Genomic DNA, 16,131 nt, shown 5'->3' on the forward strand with positions numbered 1-16,131 from the left:
TTTGCCTCTCTAGCTGTAAAAGCTCTGCGCCAGCGAACCGACCAGCAATTGCCAGCCATCCACCAGTACAAATAGCATCAGTTTAAAGGGCAGAGCAATGGTGGCGGGGGGGACCATCATCATCCCCAATGCCATCAACACGCTGGCAATCACCAGGTCAATAATCAAAAACGGAATGAAGATCGTGAAGCCTATCTGAAATGCGGTTTTCAACTCGCTGGTCACGTAGGCCGGGAGCAAAATGCGCATCGGCACGGCTTCAGGTCCCTGCAACGGGCCGGTATTCGCCAGTCTGGCAAACAACCCTAAATCTGCCTCACGGGTCTGACGCAGCATAAACTCACGTAGCGGCTGCGCCCCTTTTTCCAGCGCCTCCTGCATTGATATTTTCTCTTCGCTGAATGGCTGGTACGCATCGACATAAATTTTGTCGATCACCGGTGACATAATAAAAAAGGTCAAAAACAGTGCCAGCCCCAGCAATACCTGGTTAGGTGGCGCGGAGGGCGTTCCCAGCGCGTTACGCAATAAACCAAAAACAATGATGATGCGGGTGAAACTGGTCATCATCAGTAAAATTGCCGGAATAAACGTCAACGAGGTGATGAACACCAGCGTCTGCACCGGGAGCGACCAGCTTTGTCCACCGCCAGGCAGCGGCTGGCTGGTGATACCCGGCAGTTGCGCGAAGGCGAGGGGCGTAACCAGCCAGAGAAGGACAGGTGCGACAGACAACAAACGACGCATCAGGATCTCCCGCTACGCTTAAGCAAGTTTTTCATGACCGACTGAAAATCGGTCTGCGGTATCTCTTCCGTTGGTGCTGAAGGGGGAAGTTTATGCAGCAGATTGATTTGCCCAGCGGTAACGCCGAGCACCAGCCGTGCATCTTCCACATCGACCACCACGACCCGTTCACGCGCGCCCAGCGAAGCACTGGCGCTAATTTTCAGACCGTTAACGCCAGTGCGTTTCGGGGCAAATCCCAGCCGTTTTACCAGCCAGGCAGCAGCGAGGATCAGGGCAATAATGGCGATGAGTGCGCCGCTCACCTGCAGCAGTGGCGCAGCAGAAACCGGCGCGGAAGATTGCACAGTAGCGTGGTTATTCATCACTAACGGCTCAGGCGGCGCATCCGCTCAGACGGAGTAATGATATCGGTGATCCGCACGCCATATTTATCAGCGACTACGACAACTTCGCCCTGAGCAATTAAATAACCGTTGATCAGAATATCCAGCGGTTCGCCCGCCAGACCGTCCAGCGCCACGACTGATCCTTGCGTCAGACGCAATAACTCTTTGATGGTCATTCGTGTGCGGCCCAGCTCGACGGTCAGCTTGACCGGAATATCCATAATCAGGTCGATATCCTGCAACGTTCCGCTGACATCACCACCGCCAAATTGCTGGAACACCGCGTCGGCAGCGCTTTTGCCGCTGGTTGATTTTTGTTCGCTCAACGCTTCAGCCCACAGATCGTCCATTGCGCCGTTGTTGTCATCGGCCGGATTATTCATGTCACTCATTTGGGCTGTTCCTCGTTCAGAGAATTTAAAATCGGGTTAATCAAATGTTCTATCCGTAACGCATATTGACCGTTGAGTGTGCCGTACTGACTGGTCAGCACCGGGACGCCGTCAACATGGGCGATGATGCGGTCGGGTTTTTCTATCGGCAGGACGTCGCCGGGTTTCAGTTTTAAAATCTGCGACAGGCGTAGCGAGATATCGGCAAAGTTGGCGACCAGCTCCAGCTGTGAATGCTGCACCTGGCGCACCAGGTTATCGCGCCAGTTCTGATCTTCATTACGCGAATTTTCCAGCGGCGGGTTAACCAACAATTCCCGTAGCGGCTCGATCATGCTGAATGGCAGGCAGATATTAAATTCGCCGGTCAGGTTGCCAATCTCCACATGGAACGGCGTGTTAACCACGATGTCGTTCGGCGAGGTGGTGATATTGGTAAATTTCACCTGCATTTCCGAACGTACGTACTCAACTTCCAGCGGATTAATCGCCTTCCATGCGTCGCTATAGCCTTCAAGCGCCAGCTTTAACATGCGGTTGATGACGCGCTGTTCGGTATGGGTAAACTCGCGACCTTCCACTTTGGTCGGAAAGCGTCCATCGCCGCCAAACAGGTTATCCACGGCGATAAACACCAGACTCGGTGAGAACACCACCAGCCCTGTGCCGCGCAGCGGTTTCAGATGGATAAGGTTCAGGTTGGTCGGCACCGGCAGGTTGCGGGCAAATTCATGGTACGGCTGAATGCGGATGGCCCCGACGGTAATGTCCGGGCTACGGCGCAGCAGGTTGAACAGCCCCATACGAAAATGGCGGGCAAAGCGCTCATTAATGATTTCCAGCGCCTGCAAACGTTCGCGCACAACCCGTCGTTGGGTATTCGGATCGTACGGACGAATGTCACTTTCGCCGCTTACACTGGCTGTCGGTTCGTCTTTGACTTCGCTGTCACCATTCAACAGCGCATCAATTTCAGCTTGAGAAAGAATACTATCGCCCATGTCGTTATCGCAGAATAAAAGCGGTATACAGCACGTCGGTGACATCCTGTTTCGGTTGCCCGGCAACAAGCGGGGTGGAAAGTGTGGTTTTAATCTCGGCAATCAGTTTTTTCTTGCCTTCTTCTGTCGCCAGTACGGCAGCATCCTGACGCGAAAACAGTAACAGCAAACGGCTACGGACTTCCGGCAAATACTCACTCAGCCGCGAGCGGGTAGCTTCATCTTTCAGTCGCAGGGTTATGCCGATATAAAGCACGCGATCCGCATCGCCCAGATTGACCGTAAAGGTATCCAGCGCATAGAAGACCGGGGAGGGCACGACGCGTTGCTGCGCTTTGTCTTCAGCGGCAACCTGATGCGAATGCCAGTAGCTGTAACCTGCGCTGGCACAGGCCGCGAGGGTAATGAATACCAGAATCGGGATCCAAAGCGATCGCTTGCTTTTCTTGCTTATCGCGTAATCAGTCATGTGTTGCGGTCTTCCTGTGTCGCTACTGCTTATCGGCTAATTATCCTGCGTCTTGAGCGCAACAAAGCGGGGAAAAGACGCGGATTACGGTGCTACCTCTGACGTTAGGCGAAAATATCAACGCCGCTGTTGCCTGTTACACGCCCTTGTAAAGAGACGGGAACCGGAAGCGTATCGTCGTCTTCCCCCGCCAGAGGTTCATGGGTTGCTGTGCGTTGGCTTTGCTGTTGTTGGGAAGCGGCCTGCTGCTGACCACTAAAGCTTTCGCCACTGATGTTGCTTTGCCCTAACTGAATGCCACTTTCGGCCAGCTGCGTACGCAGTACCGGAAGCGCTGCTTCCAGGGCGGCGCGTACGTGTTGATGCGGTGAAACCATCTGGATTTGCGCCTGGTTATCATCCACTTTGAGGGAGATTTGCACTTCACCTAAATCCTGTGGGTGCAGACGCAACTCTGCACTTTGTTGCCCCTGGCGGGTGAACAGCGAAATATGCTGGCTTAATGATTGTTGCCATTCGTGAGAACCCAGCGGTGCACTCAAAACAGGCGCGGCGACGGTAGGCAGTGGCTGTGTCTGGTGTGGAGTGATTAGCGGGCTGGCGGCAGCAGTCACCGGCGAAGGTGTGCTGATGACTTCCGCTTTACTCTGGGCTTCTGCTACCAGCGGTGTTAATGGCTGAGCTGGTGTGCTGGGGGCGTCATCAGGCTGTGCTGTTGTGAGTTGCGCAGAAGTCAGTTTTGTGAAGAGCGTTGGTTTCTCTGTCGGTAACACGGTTGACGGCACATCAGTCACTTTGGGCGTATTGTCAAAACCCGGCAACATCGCAAAAAGAGCGCTCAGGCTGGCGGTGACGTCTTCATTAAGATCATCCGCTTTTTCGTCTTTTGTCGTATTGTTGTCAGCCGCCGCAGCCAACGTTATCGTCTGAGCGGTGGTTAACGGTGTTGATGTGGATTGTTCGTCGTTGATGACAGGCGGTGTTTCATCCACAGGGATCAGTAAATCCGCTTGTTGCCCGTCGGAAACAATATCGCTGACCAGCGGCTCGCCTTTTGTCGTGGGCTTATCTGTTGCCACCAGCAACTGGGGAGTCGCTTTGTCGGTTGTTGCCTCGCCTGTTAATGCTTCGCTCAACAACGCGAGAAAATCTTGTGCAGCATCGCTGGCTTTGCCGCCAGACAATGTGGCGATATCAACGTCAGCGGTAATCAAGGGCGCTATGCGAATCATTCAGGTTTCCTCATGGCGGCGCGCTGGGCGAACTCATCCATCTTTTTCTGATCGAGGCGGTTTTCTGCAAGCAGTGCCGCCGTGGATTGCCGTTCCTGCAGTGTTTGCCAGGCCTGCAAACGTTGTTTCTTTTCTCGCCAGCTGTTCAGGGCAATGTCAACTTTCTGCGTCCACTGATTAAGTTGCTGGCGATGCTGAGTAATGGCTTTTTCCAGCGTCTGGATAAACTGCTGATAGTTGATCCAGCGGTTGCTGGTCATCCCGGCACTCATATCGCTATTGAGGTTATTGCGATATTCATTCTGATAATCGATCAGCATTTTGAGCTGTTCTTCCGCCTGCTGACATCCGCGACGCATTTCACCCAGCAGGCGCGCGGCATCCTCTACCTCTTTTTCTGCCAGATCTTTCAGGGTCGCCAGCGCACCATGTTCTGCCATCTGCCGTTATCTCCTGGGTTATGACACTGTCGGGAAAATACGCTCCAGCCCCTGGAGAGACGCTTCCCAGTCCGCGCGTTCAAAAATGCCTTGTTGTAAATAGCCCTCCAGCTGCGGCCACAGGGCGATGGCTTTGTCGAGCATCGGATCGCTGCCTTTGGCATACGCGCCGACGCTAACCAGATCTCGGTTACGCTGAAAACTCGACAACAGTTGTTTGAAGGTGCGCACTCGCGCGTAATGTTGCTCACTGATCAACGCCGTCATTGCGCGGCTGATCGACGCTTCAATATCGATAGCCGGATAGTGCCCGGCTTCCGCCAGTCGGCGAGACAGCACAATATGACCGTCGAGGATGGCTCGCGCGGAGTCGGCAATGGGGTCCTGCTGGTCATCGCCTTCGGTGAGCACGGTATAAAACGCGGTAATCGAGCCGCCGCCGCTAATGCCATTTCCGGCACGCTCGACCAGTGCCGGTAATTTGGCAAACACCGACGGTGGATAACCTTTAGTGGCAGGTGGTTCGCCAATCGCCAGCGCAATCTCACGCTGGGCCATCGCGTAGCGGGTGAGGGAGTCCATAATCAGCAACACATGCTGACCACGATCGCGAAAATCTTCGGCAATGCGTGTGGCATAGGCGGCACCCTGCATTCGCAGGAGCGGAGAAACATCCGCCGGAGCGGCAATCACCACGGAGCGTGCACGCCCTTCGGCACCGAGGATATTCTCAATAAAATCTTTTACTTCGCGCCCACGTTCACCAATCAAACCCACGACAATGACATCGGCGCGGGTGTAACGTGCCATCATCCCCAGCAGCACACTTTTACCAACGCCCGACCCGGCAAACAGCCCCATACGCTGCCCGCGCCCGACGGTAAGCAGGGCATTGATTGGGCGCACGCCGGTGTCCAGCACATGTTCAATCGGTGTACGTTGCAACGGGTTAAATGGCGGGGTAATCAGCGCACCGGTTTCCGTCGTATCGGGGAAGGGCAGGCCATCGAGCGGTTTACCGCTACCGTCCAGAACACGACCTAATAACGCCGGACCGAGCGGCAACTGCTTGCCGCTTTGCAGCCCTTCTGCCGAAATGTTTTTGGCATATACACGCGCGCCGGGCAGGACACCTTCCACTTCCTCCAGCGGCATTAAAAACAGCCGTTGACCGTTAAAGCCAACGACTTCGCTTTCTACTTCGTGCGTTTCGCTGCCGTTCTGGCGCTCAATGACACAGGTTGCGCCGAGCGGCAATTGTAATCCGGTGGCTTCCAGCACCAGCCCGGTAGCGCGGGTTAATCGTCCATAGCGACGTACCGCAGGCAACTGCGCCATTTTGGCTTCAAAGTTATCCAGCGTGGTTAGCCAGCGAGTCAGGCGCGTGGTCATTACACCACTCCTGGTGCTGCCAGACGGCAGAGTTCTTGCCAGCGAGTGGCGACACTGGCGTCGAGATCGCCTTCATCGGCGGAGACTTTACAGCCGCCAGGATGGAGTGTGGGATCGCCCCGCAAGCGCCAGCCATGCAAACTTAAGGTTGCGCCGAGCATATCATCCACACGTTGCAGATCATCCGGGTGTACGCGCAGCTGTGGTTTCCCGCTGAATAACGGTTCTTGCTGCAACAACTGTTGGATCTGTTTGATCAGTGCCGAGTTATCCACCGTTGGCGTCTGACCGATCACCTGGCGTGCCGCTTCCAGCGCCATCTGCATCAGGCGTGAAGCAATCACACTATCAAGCGCATCAAGGGTAGTTTGAAATTCGCTGACCAGTTGCTGCATCCGGGCATGAATTGGCGCTTGTTGAGACTTCGCCTCTGCCAGACCTTGTTCCAGCCCCTGGGCCAGTCCTTCCTGATAGCCCTGTTCGTGACCTTGCTGGCGACCTTCGGCAATCCCCGCCTGATAACCCTGCTCGTGGGCCTGCATTTGCAGTTGCGCCAGTTGCTGCTCAAGGCTGGGTTCGGCCTCTTCAATGATGGTTTCTTCCGGCTCGACTATTGGCACAAACTCTGCCGGTGGTGGCGCAAGATCGTCCGGCATCCAGGTTTTCCACGGCAGATTATCAGACATAGGTATCCTCGCCGCTGCCAATCACCATCTCGCCAGTTTCGGCAAGGCGGCGCACAATCAGCAGAATCGCTTTCTGTTCGTTTTCCACCTGCGACAGACGCACCGGACCACGGTTGGCGAGATCGTCGCGCAGAATATCGGCGGCACGTTGCGACATATTGCGCAGGAATTTCTCGCGCAGTGGCTGCTCGGCCCCTTTCAGCGCGATCAACAGCGATTCGGAATCCACTTCCTGCAACAGACGCTGAATGCTGCGATCGTCGACATCCACCAGATTCTCGAACAGGAACATCTCGTCGATGATTTTCTGCGCCAGCTCGCCGTCGAATTCACGCACGGCGGTAATAACGGCTTCTTCCTGCTGAGTTTTCATCAGGTTGATAATTTCGGCTGCCGTTCTCACGCCGCCCATTTTGCTGCGCTTGAGATTCTGACCGTCGAGCAAGCCATTCAGTACTTCGGTCAGCTCCGCCAGTGCGGCAGGCTGCACACCGCCAAAGGTGGCGATACGCAACATCACGTCGTGGCGCAGACGTTCATCGAACAACGCCAGAATATCGGCGGCCTGGGCGCGCTTCAGATGCACCAGAATGGTGGCGATAATTTGTGGATGCTCATCGCGAATCAGATCGGCGGCGCTCTGCGGCTCCATAAAGTTGAGCGTTTCAATACCGCTGGCGGTATCGCGGGTTTCGAGAATATCTTCCAGCAGGCTGGCGGCACGTTCTTCACCCAGAGCTTTGACCAATACCGAACGCAGATAATCGTTGGCGTTGATATTCAGTGCGGCAAACTGTTCAGCTTCTTGCTCAAACTCCGCCAGCACATCGGTTAGCTGCTTGTTGGAGATCTGCGTAACGTTCGCCATTGCAGCGCTCAGGGTTTGCACCTCGCGCTGGGAGAGGTGCTTGAACACCTCTGCCGCCCGGTCTTCGCCAATGGTCATCAGCAGGATGACGCTTTTATCGGTGCCTGTCAGGTTACTCATGATCGTTATTTATCCACTGGCGAATGACCAGCGCCACCACGCGCGGATCGTTATCAGACATTTCACGGATACGCTGGCTCATGACTTCTGCCCCCAGACGTTGGTTAGCGCGCCGTTGTTGGAGTTGTTCGTCTTTGCTCAGGCGGACTTCCACCGCATCTTCCACTTCCTCGCGGGCCTGCGCCTGTTGCTGCACAGCTTTCATCGCCTCAGCGCGACGTGTTAGCTGCGGGCGTACCGCTTTCCGCCACAGCAGCCACGCCACCAGCAGTACCAGCAACCAGCGGCCGGCAGCCATTAACTGATCGATAAACGCTTGCTGTTGCCAGAACGGCAGTTCTCCACCGCTTTCGTCACTGCTATTGAACGGCGAGTTAACAACATTGAGCGAATCACCGCGTTTTTCAGAAAAGCCCATCGCCTCGCGGGTCAGATCTTCAATTTGCTTCATCTGTTCGTTGCTGAGAGGCAACGGTTTGCCATCTGGCAAGGTTTTGTAATTCACCACTACCGCGACGGACAGACGTTGCACATCGCCCACGTTCATTTTGGTATGACGAATGGTGCGATCGACTTCGTAGTTACTGGTTTCATTCCGCTGTGTGCTACGCGGCCCACTATTGCTGGTGGTGCTCGCCTGCTGCTGACGGTTATTTTGATTTGCCGGAGGCGTGCTGATTGGCGCGTTATTCGCTGGAGCCGGTTGATTCGACAACGCCCCCGGTACGCCGCCCGGATAACCGGAACCGCTTTGCTCGCTCTCATTAAGCTGGCGTGAACGAAGCGCCGCCTGAGATTCATCACCGTTAGGGCGATACTGTTCTTCCGTTTGTTCTTTACTGGCGAAGTCCAGTTGCGCCGTAACCTGGGCGTGAATATTACCGTTACCAACAATTGGCGACAGGATCGCTTCAATACGCCGCTGAATCCGGCCTTCGACATCGCTGGCATATTTCAACTGAGCGTCATTAAGATCGCGCCCGCTGGTATTGGACTGGGTTAACAGATGTCCACCCTGATCCACCAGCGTGACGTTCCCCGGCGGCAGACCAGCAACCGCGCTGGAAACCAGATGCACAATGGCGCTAATTTGCCCTTCATCGAGTGCGCGGCCGGGTAACAGATTTACCGTCACCGATGCAGAAGGGGATTTTTGTTCACGGACGAATAAAGACGGTTTCGGCATTGCCAGATGTACGCGCGCCCCTTTTACCGGGCCGATAGTTTCGATGGTACGAGAAAGCTCGCCTTCCAGCGCCCGCTGATAATTCACCTGTTCGCTGAACTGGCTGATACCAAACTTTTCCTGATCGAGCAGTTCGAAACCGACCGCGCCGCCTTTGGGCAAACCTTGTTGTGCCAGGCGCAGACGCAGTTCGTGAACTTTATCTGCCGGAACTTCAATAGCGCCGCTGGCTTCGCTGAAGCGGTAAGGAATATTCATTTGCGTCAGTTGGCTGACAATTGCGCCACCATCCTGATCGGAAAGATTGCTGAATAATGTGCGGTAGTCGGGGGCTTTCGCCCACAGGATCAGTGCGACCATGACCGCCACTGCTGCGGAACCGGCAACAATCAATGGAATTTTCGGATTCGCACGCAGGCGATTAAGCCACTCAAGAGATTTTGTCTGGGCTGCAGTCGCATTCATCGCGCACCTCGTGGCTGATTATGGACGGCGTTATTGGCAAAGTGGAACAAGACTCACTCCCGGGTCAGCAAACTCGAAAAATTGACGCTCCCATTATTTGTGCTTTCGTTTTTTTCTATCCGCCAATAAACCCGTTTTTTTGTTGCTATTTAGCGCCTTTGTCTTATTGACTTACTGGTAGGCTTTGCTACCAGAAATTATCCGGGAGATGAAAATGTCAGCGATACAGGGGATTGAAGGGGTTATCAGCCAGTTACAGACCACGGCGATGAGTGCACGTGCGCAGGAATCACTGCCGCAACCGACCATTAGTTTTGCCGGGCAGCTGCACGCCGCGCTCGATCGCATAAGCGATACACAAACAGCCGCCCGCACGCAGGCAGAAAAATTCACTCTCGGTGAACCCGGCGTGGCGTTAAACGATGTGATGACCGATATGCAAAAAGCCTCAGTTTCAATGCAAATGGGGATTCAGGTGCGTAATAAGCTGGTGGCGGCGTATCAGGAAGTGATGAGCATGCAGGTGTAGGTTGTGTAACCTGTTGACTATGCTTGTTTAATTACATCCGATCCCACAGCGTGGGGCATGGATGGGGCAAACTCAATCAATTTCTGGTTTAAAATGGATACCTGATCCTGATTGTTTTCTGCCATCCACGATCCGTAAACGCGATAAACCATCTGAGCATCAGAGCGTCTCCTTTAACACACATCACCACGTCGGATGTTGCTACGACCACTGACGCAACAGTAACGTTTGAATAATTTAATCTTTGTTGATGTTTTTATTCATATTCCGGGCAATGGAAATAATTAGGCATAATTGTGTCACTGGAATAGAGGTTTCTTGTGGCGCATGTGGAAGGAGCGTCTAAGGACAAGACATATGCGGCTGGTGATGAATAAAGGCGCAGCACGTCGAATGCAAGAATGTGCTGCGTCTGGCTCATGGCAATTCATTATTTTCGCATAGCGTCAATGACAAAAATCGACTGTGTGGATCAAGTTGATAATCAGCAAACGGTTCGCAATCAACGAAACCATGATTCAAATAAAGTTGATGGCAGGCCGTAAATCCAGCCTGTGTACCCGTTTCTAAGCTCAGGCGATGAAGGCATCTGTCATGGGCGACCTGCAAAATGTGGCGTAAAATCAGACTGGCGACACCTCGACGTAAATAATTTGGCGCGGTACGCATTGATTTCAGTTCGCCATGTTTATCATCCAGCAACTTCAGCGCACCAATTCCTGCGAGTTGTTCGCCTTCCCATACTGACCAGAATGTCACTGCCGGGTTACGTAATTTTTGCACATCTAAAGCATGACTGCTTTCGGGGGGAGACTGCTGCAGCATGCCGGAAATATGGTAAGCCACTAATGCTTGCACTGCTGGATGGGTGAGATCATCTGTTTTAATCGTGAACATGACGATTCCGTATTGGTGTTATTTTTGCAATATGCCAACAGGTAATGAAATCTTTGTCTAATAGAGATTTCTTATGACGCAGTATTGTTGATCAATAATCTCCAGGCTTATCAAACAGGTTGAATTAACTCCGCGCCCTGGTTTTTAACATTACCCACCGCGCGCGATACCGGGTGCCAGGTGAACTGGTTTGCTGGCACACAGCCACTGGCAGCAATTTCAGAGGCTTCTTTACCGCTAATCTCTTGCCGCATCCATTCCCGTGCAGCTTCTGGCGACAGAACCAGCGGGCGGCGGTCATGAATATCTACCAGACCTTGATCTGCCGCCGCAGTGACGATCAAAAATCCTTCGGCTTCGTCACCACGCTCAAATGGTGTGCTTCCTATCGCGGCCATAAAAACAGGTTGTCCGTCAGCACGATAGATAAAATAAGGCTGCTTTTTGTCGCCTTCTTTTTTCCACTCAAACCAGCCATCGGCAAAACAGATTGCCCGACCATGTTGCCAGAGCGGTTTAAACATACGACTGGTTGCCGCAGTTTCTACGCGGGCGTTAATCAGCGGCGGTTTATCCCACCATCCGGGAGCATATCCCCAGAAAACCGGATCCAGATGAAGGTGTTCATCACGTTCACTGAGCAGAAGAACTTTGGTTCCTGGCGCGACGTTGTATTTGCCAATGGGTTCGGGATCGTAGGGAATATCGCGTTCAATATCTTCCGCGAGAAGCGCAAGGTAATCTTCACGCGTTTGGGATTGGGCAAAGCGTCCACACATAGCAACCTCCTGAGATCATACTGAAAAGAATAGGAGAGGGGGCGGGTAAAATCTATGTGATACAGAGGTAACGATGTTCCCGCTGTTGGCCACAGCGGGAATGAGGGATTACTTCTGAATTAAATAACGAATGGTCGGCCCGTCTTGCTGAATATCCAGCACCGTATAGCCGTGATTACGCGCATCCAGTGGAATATTATTGATCGACTGCGGACAGTCGCTCACCACTTCCAGGATCTCACCTTTTTTTAACTGCGGCATCGCCTCAAGGGTTGCGACTGCCGGATAAGGGCAGGGTTCACCCACCATATCAAGGCGGTAATCAGGAACGATATTTTTCATGCGATCTCCTTAGCAGTCTGCGGTGCCGCACGGCGGAAGAAGCGTTTTTCCCAGCCGATAATCAACATCAGCGCAGCAAACAGCAGCAAATATGTCACCAGCAGGCCACCCATCGGACCAAAGGTTTTTAGCAGGTTGATTTTGTCCCAGTCGGTGGCCAGCGCCGGAGCGAAATCATCCCAGTAGTACGCCAGAATCGTTGAGCCGATCACATTGCCCAGACCGACCCACCAGTAGTGCACCTGGCCTTCTACCGCGCGGTACATCCAGCCGGTTTCGCAGCCGCCTGCCAGCACGATGCCAAATCCAAACAGTAAACCACCAATTACCGCGTTTGGTCCCGCCCACATGATTTTGGGTTCAACGCCTAACTGTACGTAACTGAAGATCCCGATGGCACTTACCGCCATACCGATAATGATTGCTTTCGCCATGTGGGTACGTCCGGTGATCCACATATCGCGGAACGCCGAAGTAAAGCAGATTTGCGCACGTTCAATCAGTAAACCAAAGCCGACGCCAAACAGCATTGCCAGCCCCAGTTTTGGTTGGTTCATCGCCGTCAGCAGTGCCCAGCCCAGCATGCCGAAAAAGACCAGCATCCCGAGACGAAAACGACGCCGCGCCTGATCCGGTTTTTGCGTCAGCGGTGAGGCGGCAGAAACTTTCTGCATTTTCACGGGAATACGGAAGATGGGCAGCAGGGTAAAGCGCGCGCCAAACCATGAACCAATGGCAGTGGCGATGGCAAAGAACCAGGCATGCAGCGAGAACTGAGGAATGCCGGTAAAGAACGCCGCCAGGTTACAGCCCATTGCCAGACGCGCGCCAAAACCGGCGATAATGCCGCCAATAATGGCCTGCATAATGCGGATACGGCTGCGCGGCATGCGTAGTTTGACATTGTTGGCCCACAGCGCTGCAGCAAAGCAGCCGCCAAACATACCGAGGATCATCATCCCGTCGATGCGGGTTAATGGCGATCCTTCCAGATGGATAATTTTAAAATAACCCCACTCTTCAGCATGGACGCCGAACAGCTGCAGAAGCTGACCGCCCCAACGGGTAAATTCACCCGTGACAGCCCAAAAGGTGCCAGTGATGCCAAAGTAGTAAGTGGAGAGAATACCCGCCGCGATGACCGCAGGGATGGGTGCCCAGAATTTAATCAACCAGGCGTGTTTGAATTGCTGCCATGACATGTATGTAGCCTCTGAACTCAGAAGGTTTGAAACAAGAGTCGCGAATCATACATCAAGCAAATTTATTTTCAGGGTAATAATTCACAAAAATAATAGTTAGATCAAATTTCTCTCTGAACCTGGAAAGGCTGGCGACATCAGGGCTTTAATGCCACAATCCTCTTTTCTTCTCATGCAGGACGAATGATGAAAAAACTCGCAATTGCAGGCGCGCTCATGTTGCTGGCGGGCTGTGCCGAAGTCGAAAACTATAACAATGTCGTGAAAACCCCCGCGCCGGACTGGCTGGCGGGCTACTGGCAGACCAAAGGGCCGCAAAGTGCGCTGGTCAGTCCGGAAGCGATAGGCAGCCTGATTGTCACTAAAGAGGGCGATACCCTGGATTGTCGTCAGTGGCAGCGGGTGATTGCCGTGCCGGGTAAGTTGACATTGATGTCTGATGATCTCACTAACGTTACCGTGAAACGGGAGCTGTACGAGGTTGAGCGTGACGGTAACACCATTGAGTACGATGGTATGACGATGGAGCGTGTGGATCGCCCGACGGCAGAGTGTGCCGCCGCGCTGGATAAAGCGCCGTTACCGACGCCACTGCCGTAATGAAATCTCCCCGGCTTGCCGCCGGGGATGAATTTAAATCACCTCTTCGATAACCCACACGCTGACGCTGCCGCCGTTGCAAAAGAAGGTTGCTTCGCCGTTTTCGTCGGTCACTACGCTCTCTTGCCGGTTCCGCAGAAAATCACGCCAGGTTTTATTGCCGTAATTCTCTCCCAGATGAATGGTTTTTTCGCCATCATCCCCGTTCGACATGACCACCACGCAGCCGGGATATTCGTCGGTGCCACTGCGGCTAAAGGCAATGCAGTTCGGATGGTCGAAAAATAACGTCTGTACACCGTGGGCGAAACGCTGACGGGCGAGAATTAACTCATCAAGTTGTTCGATTATTGGCATATCTATCGGATAGGTTTGCCCGTCACCGCCAACATCTTCGTAATGCGCGCCATAGAGGTCAGGATAGAATACCGAAGGAACGCCATTTTCCCGCAACAAAATTAGAGCATACGCCAGCGGTTTAAACCACGGTTCGACCGGTGCTTCGAGGGCTTGCAACGGTTGGGTGTCGTGGTTGGCAACGAGGGTTACGGCGTGGAAAGGATCGGCTTCCACTAATGTACCCGTGAAAATCTGCGTCATGTCGTAGTCGCGTCCCATGCGCGATGCTTCATGGAATTTCATCTGCAGCGGCGCATCGAACAGCATGGTTTTGCCTTCCACCTGATCAATATACGTTTGCAGTTTATCGACTTCATGCGACCAGTACTCTGCCACAATAAACAGCGGCTTTGGCGCAACTTCTTGTACGTGTTCGATCCACTCTTTATAAAACCACGCCGGAATATGTTTGACCGCATCAAGACGAAAACCGTCGCATTGTGTTTGTTCCATCACCCAGCGCGCCCAGTATTTAATCTCTTCCGTCACGGCATGATTGCGAAAATCGATATTCTCGCCCATCAGATAATCGAAATTACCGAGTTCATCATCAACCTGATCGTTCCAGCCTTCGCCGGTGTAGTCGTTAACAATTTTAAATATGCCATCTTCATCAGGGTTTTCGATATGGTCGATACCGCTAAAACATTTGAAATCCCAGATAAACTGCGAGTATTGCCCGGCACGGGCGGGGAAGGTGTAACGCGTCCAGCCTTCGCACTCAATGATTTCTTCATCAATTTGCGTACGGTCATCAGCATTTACACGTTGCACGCGAATAGCTTCTTTTTCATCCGCGCCCATTTTGTGGTTGACTACCACGTCCAGCAGCACCGCAATGTCATTACGTTTCAGGGCGTCAATGGCGGCCAGCAGTTGTGCTTTATCGCCATATTTAGTAGGGATGCTGCCTTTCTGATCAAACTCGCCTAAATCAAATAAATCATAGGAGTCGTAGCCGACCGAATACCCGCCCGATGCGCCTTTATAGGCGGGCGGCAACCAGACCATATTGATACCAATATCATTAAAACCGTCGGCGCGCTCGGCCAGTTCAGGCCAGAGCTTACCGCCTTCCGGGTAATACCAGTGAAAACATTGTAACAGCGTGGGATTACGCATTCTTCGACTCCATTCAAGGGGAACATTAGAAGCGTAGCCGTAATCGGATTATTCGCGAGCCATCGGCTCGTTAAGATTCAAAAGAGGTTATCCTGCGGAGCCAGCACAAAGCCGCCCTGATCGCCATAGGCACTTAACACTGATTTTTGCACCGATGACTGACCGACCAGTTTCGCCAGTTCATCCATCCGAATCTGTAATAACTGCTTCACCTTGCTTTCGTTATCGAGAATCAGGCGCAGCATCGGGCGGAGTTGCTCCTGCATCGTGGTGGACGGCTCAACCTCTTCAGTCAGGTGTGCAATCTCCTGCACCGCATTCACATACGCCATTTCGCTGGCGATGAGTTCGTCCCACTGTTCTTCTGTTGCCAGGCGTAACATGAGCTGGCTTTTTTCGACGAGTTGTTGCCAGGCGAAATACAAATGCGGTGCATGGTTCATCAGACTGGGTCCTGAATCAATGAAGGGGAGAGTAAAGACTCTTTCCAGGCATCGGCAATATTGCGCATTAATGCTTCCACTTCTTCGACTGCGGAGACATCGTTGCGTAAATTGGCTTGCAGCAAGCGCCTGACCATATAGCTATAAAGAGCAATCAAGTTTTGGGTTAGTTCGTCTTTGCTCTCTTCATCAAGACTCACCCGCAGCCCGTTCTCAATGATGTTGATCGCTTTTGACAAAGAGACGCCTTTGCCTTGCTGATTGTTGTCCTGCATAAACAGGCGCGCTCTAACCAGTGCGCTCAGCACTCCATCAAATAGCATGGTGACCAGCTGTTGCTGGCTGGCGCTCATTACGGCGCTTTCGACGCCAATTTGTGCATAGGCCTGGGTGCCTTTTGCCGCGTACATGACCTGTCTCCCGATAAATAA

General features: G+C 53.1%; 20 protein-coding genes and 1 pseudogene. 2 read left to right on the forward strand and 19 right to left on the reverse strand.

The window, feature by feature from the left end; all coding sequences use genetic code 11:
• Positions 1-9 precede the first annotated feature (9 nt).
• The 11 genes from fliP to fliF all read right to left on the reverse strand — a co-directional run bounded on the left by fliP (position 10) and on the right by fliF (position 9,387).
• The gene (gene fliP, locus ACJHXB_RS13935; protein WP_001253450.1) at positions 10-747 is read right to left on the reverse strand and encodes a flagellar type III secretion system pore protein FliP; all 738 of its coding nucleotides are present in this window, start codon (positions 745-747) and stop codon (positions 10-12) included.
• Positions 747-1,112, reverse strand: a complete 366-nt coding sequence (gene fliO, locus ACJHXB_RS13940; protein ID WP_001302429.1) for a flagellar biosynthetic protein FliO — start codon at positions 1,110-1,112, stop codon at positions 747-749. Before fliO ends, fliP begins: the two co-directional genes overlap by 1 nt.
• Positions 1,113-1,114: 2 nt before the next feature.
• Positions 1,115-1,528, reverse strand: a complete 414-nt coding sequence (gene fliN, locus ACJHXB_RS13945; RefSeq protein ID WP_001282091.1) for a flagellar motor switch protein FliN — start codon at positions 1,526-1,528, stop codon at positions 1,115-1,117.
• On the reverse strand, positions 1,525-2,529 hold the full coding sequence (gene fliM, locus ACJHXB_RS13950) for a flagellar motor switch protein FliM (protein ID WP_001295641.1): 1,005 nt from the start codon (positions 2,527-2,529) through the stop codon (positions 1,525-1,527). The genes fliN and fliM overlap by 4 nt, the downstream gene beginning before the upstream one ends.
• A gap of 4 nt (positions 2,530-2,533) precedes the next feature.
• A complete protein-coding gene (gene fliL / locus ACJHXB_RS13955) occupies positions 2,534-2,998 on the reverse strand; it encodes a flagellar basal body-associated protein FliL (RefSeq protein WP_000133118.1) in 465 nt (154 codons plus the stop codon).
• 104 nt (positions 2,999-3,102) lie between these two features.
• On the reverse strand, positions 3,103-4,230 hold the full coding sequence (locus tag ACJHXB_RS13960; protein ID WP_097446960.1) for a flagellar hook-length control protein FliK: 1,128 nt from the start codon (positions 4,228-4,230) through the stop codon (positions 3,103-3,105).
• A complete protein-coding gene (gene fliJ / locus ACJHXB_RS13965; protein ID WP_000807584.1) occupies positions 4,227-4,670 on the reverse strand; it encodes a flagellar export protein FliJ in 444 nt (147 codons plus the stop codon). The genes ACJHXB_RS13960 and fliJ overlap by 4 nt, the downstream gene beginning before the upstream one ends.
• A gap of 18 nt (positions 4,671-4,688) precedes the next feature.
• On the reverse strand, positions 4,689-6,062 hold the full coding sequence (gene fliI, locus ACJHXB_RS13970; RefSeq protein WP_000213277.1) for a flagellar protein export ATPase FliI: 1,374 nt from the start codon (positions 6,060-6,062) through the stop codon (positions 4,689-4,691).
• Positions 6,062-6,748 carry a flagellar assembly protein FliH gene (gene fliH / locus ACJHXB_RS13975; protein WP_001282659.1) on the reverse strand — a complete coding sequence of 229 codons (687 nt, stop codon included), beginning with the start codon at positions 6,746-6,748 and terminating at the stop codon, positions 6,062-6,064. The genes fliI and fliH overlap by 1 nt, the downstream gene beginning before the upstream one ends.
• Positions 6,741-7,736, reverse strand: a complete 996-nt coding sequence (fliG, locus tag ACJHXB_RS13980) for a flagellar motor switch protein FliG (RefSeq protein ID WP_000067950.1) — start codon at positions 7,734-7,736, stop codon at positions 6,741-6,743. Before fliG ends, fliH begins: the two co-directional genes overlap by 8 nt.
• Complete coding sequence (gene fliF, locus ACJHXB_RS13985) at positions 7,729-9,387, reverse strand: flagellar basal-body MS-ring/collar protein FliF (RefSeq protein ID WP_000994438.1); 1,659 nt, start codon at positions 9,385-9,387, stop codon at positions 7,729-7,731. The genes fliG and fliF overlap by 8 nt, the downstream gene beginning before the upstream one ends.
• 214 nt (positions 9,388-9,601) lie before the next feature.
• Between fliF and fliE the strand changes: the two genes are divergently transcribed.
• A complete protein-coding gene (gene fliE / locus ACJHXB_RS13990) occupies positions 9,602-9,916 on the forward strand; it encodes a flagellar hook-basal body complex protein FliE (protein ID WP_001301376.1) in 315 nt (104 codons plus the stop codon).
• A 17-nt stretch (positions 9,917-9,933) separates the two neighbouring features.
• Here the strand turns inward: fliE and ACJHXB_RS13995 are convergent.
• From ACJHXB_RS13995 to yedE, 5 genes and pseudogenes are all read right to left on the reverse strand, one after another.
• Positions 9,934-10,080, reverse strand: a pseudogene (locus ACJHXB_RS13995) (integrase); the annotation flags it as partial.
• 253 nt (positions 10,081-10,333) lie between these two features.
• A complete protein-coding gene (locus ACJHXB_RS14000; RefSeq protein ID WP_000494158.1) occupies positions 10,334-10,813 on the reverse strand; it encodes a GNAT family N-acetyltransferase in 480 nt (159 codons plus the stop codon).
• A gap of 110 nt (positions 10,814-10,923) precedes the next feature.
• Positions 10,924-11,592: an SOS response-associated peptidase gene (locus ACJHXB_RS14005; protein WP_000334570.1), complete on the reverse strand. Its 669-nt coding sequence runs from the start codon at positions 11,590-11,592 to the stop codon at positions 10,924-10,926.
• A gap of 108 nt (positions 11,593-11,700) precedes the next feature.
• Positions 11,701-11,934 (reverse strand): sulfurtransferase-like selenium metabolism protein YedF, encoded by a 234-nt coding sequence (yedF, locus tag ACJHXB_RS14010; protein WP_000790504.1) that lies wholly within the window; start codon positions 11,932-11,934, stop codon positions 11,701-11,703.
• A complete protein-coding gene (gene yedE / locus ACJHXB_RS14015; RefSeq protein WP_000118897.1) occupies positions 11,931-13,136 on the reverse strand; it encodes a selenium metabolism membrane protein YedE/FdhT in 1,206 nt (401 codons plus the stop codon). The genes yedF and yedE overlap by 4 nt, the downstream gene beginning before the upstream one ends.
• 186 nt (positions 13,137-13,322) lie before the next feature.
• Between yedE and yedD the strand changes: the two genes are divergently transcribed.
• Positions 13,323-13,736 carry a lipoprotein YedD gene (gene yedD, locus ACJHXB_RS14020; protein WP_001353137.1) on the forward strand — a complete coding sequence of 138 codons (414 nt, stop codon included), beginning with the start codon at positions 13,323-13,325 and terminating at the stop codon, positions 13,734-13,736.
• 33 nt (positions 13,737-13,769) lie between these two features.
• On the opposite strand, the gene amyA is transcribed toward yedD, so the two are convergent.
• The 3 genes from amyA to fliS form a co-directional block, all read right to left on the reverse strand.
• Positions 13,770-15,257, reverse strand: a complete 1,488-nt coding sequence (amyA, locus tag ACJHXB_RS14025) for an alpha-amylase (RefSeq protein ID WP_001245703.1) — start codon at positions 15,255-15,257, stop codon at positions 13,770-13,772.
• Positions 15,258-15,334: 77 nt separating this feature from the next.
• Positions 15,335-15,700, reverse strand: coding sequence for a flagella biosynthesis regulatory protein FliT (gene fliT, locus ACJHXB_RS14030; protein WP_001015036.1), 366 nt, complete (start codon positions 15,698-15,700; stop codon positions 15,335-15,337).
• Positions 15,700-16,110, reverse strand: a complete 411-nt coding sequence (gene fliS, locus ACJHXB_RS14035; protein ID WP_000270663.1) for a flagellar export chaperone FliS — start codon at positions 16,108-16,110, stop codon at positions 15,700-15,702. The genes fliT and fliS overlap by 1 nt, the downstream gene beginning before the upstream one ends.
• Positions 16,111-16,131: the final 21 nt, after the last annotated feature.

The sequence above is a fragment of the Escherichia sp. WS3227_2 genome, assembly GCF_046486495.1.
Taxonomy (GTDB): Bacteria; Pseudomonadota; Gammaproteobacteria; order Enterobacterales; family Enterobacteriaceae; genus Escherichia; species Escherichia coli.

Excerpts from the sequence above, each read along its gene's own strand:
- fliP (WP_001253450.1), bottom strand. The coding sequence starts at position 747 with ATGCGTCGTTTGTTGTCTGTCGCACCTGTCCTTCTCTGGCTGGTTACG.
- fliO (WP_001302429.1), bottom strand. The coding sequence starts at position 1,112 with ATGAATAACCACGCTACTGTGCAATCTTCCGCGCCGGTTTCTGCTGCG.
- fliN (WP_001282091.1), bottom strand. The coding sequence starts at position 1,528 with ATGAGTGACATGAATAATCCGGCCGATGACAACAACGGCGCAATGGAC.
- fliM (WP_001295641.1), bottom strand. The coding sequence starts at position 2,529 with ATGGGCGATAGTATTCTTTCTCAAGCTGAAATTGATGCGCTGTTGAAT.
- fliL (WP_000133118.1), bottom strand. The coding sequence starts at position 2,998 with ATGACTGATTACGCGATAAGCAAGAAAAGCAAGCGATCGCTTTGGATC.
- ACJHXB_RS13960 (WP_097446960.1), bottom strand. The coding sequence starts at position 4,230 with ATGATTCGCATAGCGCCCTTGATTACCGCTGACGTTGATATCGCCACA.
- fliJ (WP_000807584.1), bottom strand. The coding sequence starts at position 4,670 with ATGGCAGAACATGGTGCGCTGGCGACCCTGAAAGATCTGGCAGAAAAA.
- fliI (WP_000213277.1), bottom strand. The coding sequence starts at position 6,062 with ATGACCACGCGCCTGACTCGCTGGCTAACCACGCTGGATAACTTTGAA.
- fliH (WP_001282659.1), bottom strand. The coding sequence starts at position 6,748 with ATGTCTGATAATCTGCCGTGGAAAACCTGGATGCCGGACGATCTTGCG.
- fliG (WP_000067950.1), bottom strand. The coding sequence starts at position 7,736 with ATGAGTAACCTGACAGGCACCGATAAAAGCGTCATCCTGCTGATGACC.
- fliF (WP_000994438.1), bottom strand. The coding sequence starts at position 9,387 with ATGAATGCGACTGCAGCCCAGACAAAATCTCTTGAGTGGCTTAATCGC.
- fliE (WP_001301376.1), top strand. The coding sequence starts at position 9,602 with ATGTCAGCGATACAGGGGATTGAAGGGGTTATCAGCCAGTTACAGACC.
- ACJHXB_RS14000 (WP_000494158.1), bottom strand. The coding sequence starts at position 10,813 with ATGTTCACGATTAAAACAGATGATCTCACCCATCCAGCAGTGCAAGCA.
- ACJHXB_RS14005 (WP_000334570.1), bottom strand. The coding sequence starts at position 11,592 with ATGTGTGGACGCTTTGCCCAATCCCAAACGCGTGAAGATTACCTTGCG.
- yedF (WP_000790504.1), bottom strand. The coding sequence starts at position 11,934 with ATGAAAAATATCGTTCCTGATTACCGCCTTGATATGGTGGGTGAACCC.
- yedE (WP_000118897.1), bottom strand. The coding sequence starts at position 13,136 with ATGTCATGGCAGCAATTCAAACACGCCTGGTTGATTAAATTCTGGGCA.
- yedD (WP_001353137.1), top strand. The coding sequence starts at position 13,323 with ATGAAAAAACTCGCAATTGCAGGCGCGCTCATGTTGCTGGCGGGCTGT.
- amyA (WP_001245703.1), bottom strand. The coding sequence starts at position 15,257 with ATGCGTAATCCCACGCTGTTACAATGTTTTCACTGGTATTACCCGGAA.
- fliT (WP_001015036.1), bottom strand. The coding sequence starts at position 15,700 with ATGAACCATGCACCGCATTTGTATTTCGCCTGGCAACAACTCGTCGAA.
- fliS (WP_000270663.1), bottom strand. The coding sequence starts at position 16,110 with ATGTACGCGGCAAAAGGCACCCAGGCCTATGCACAAATTGGCGTCGAA.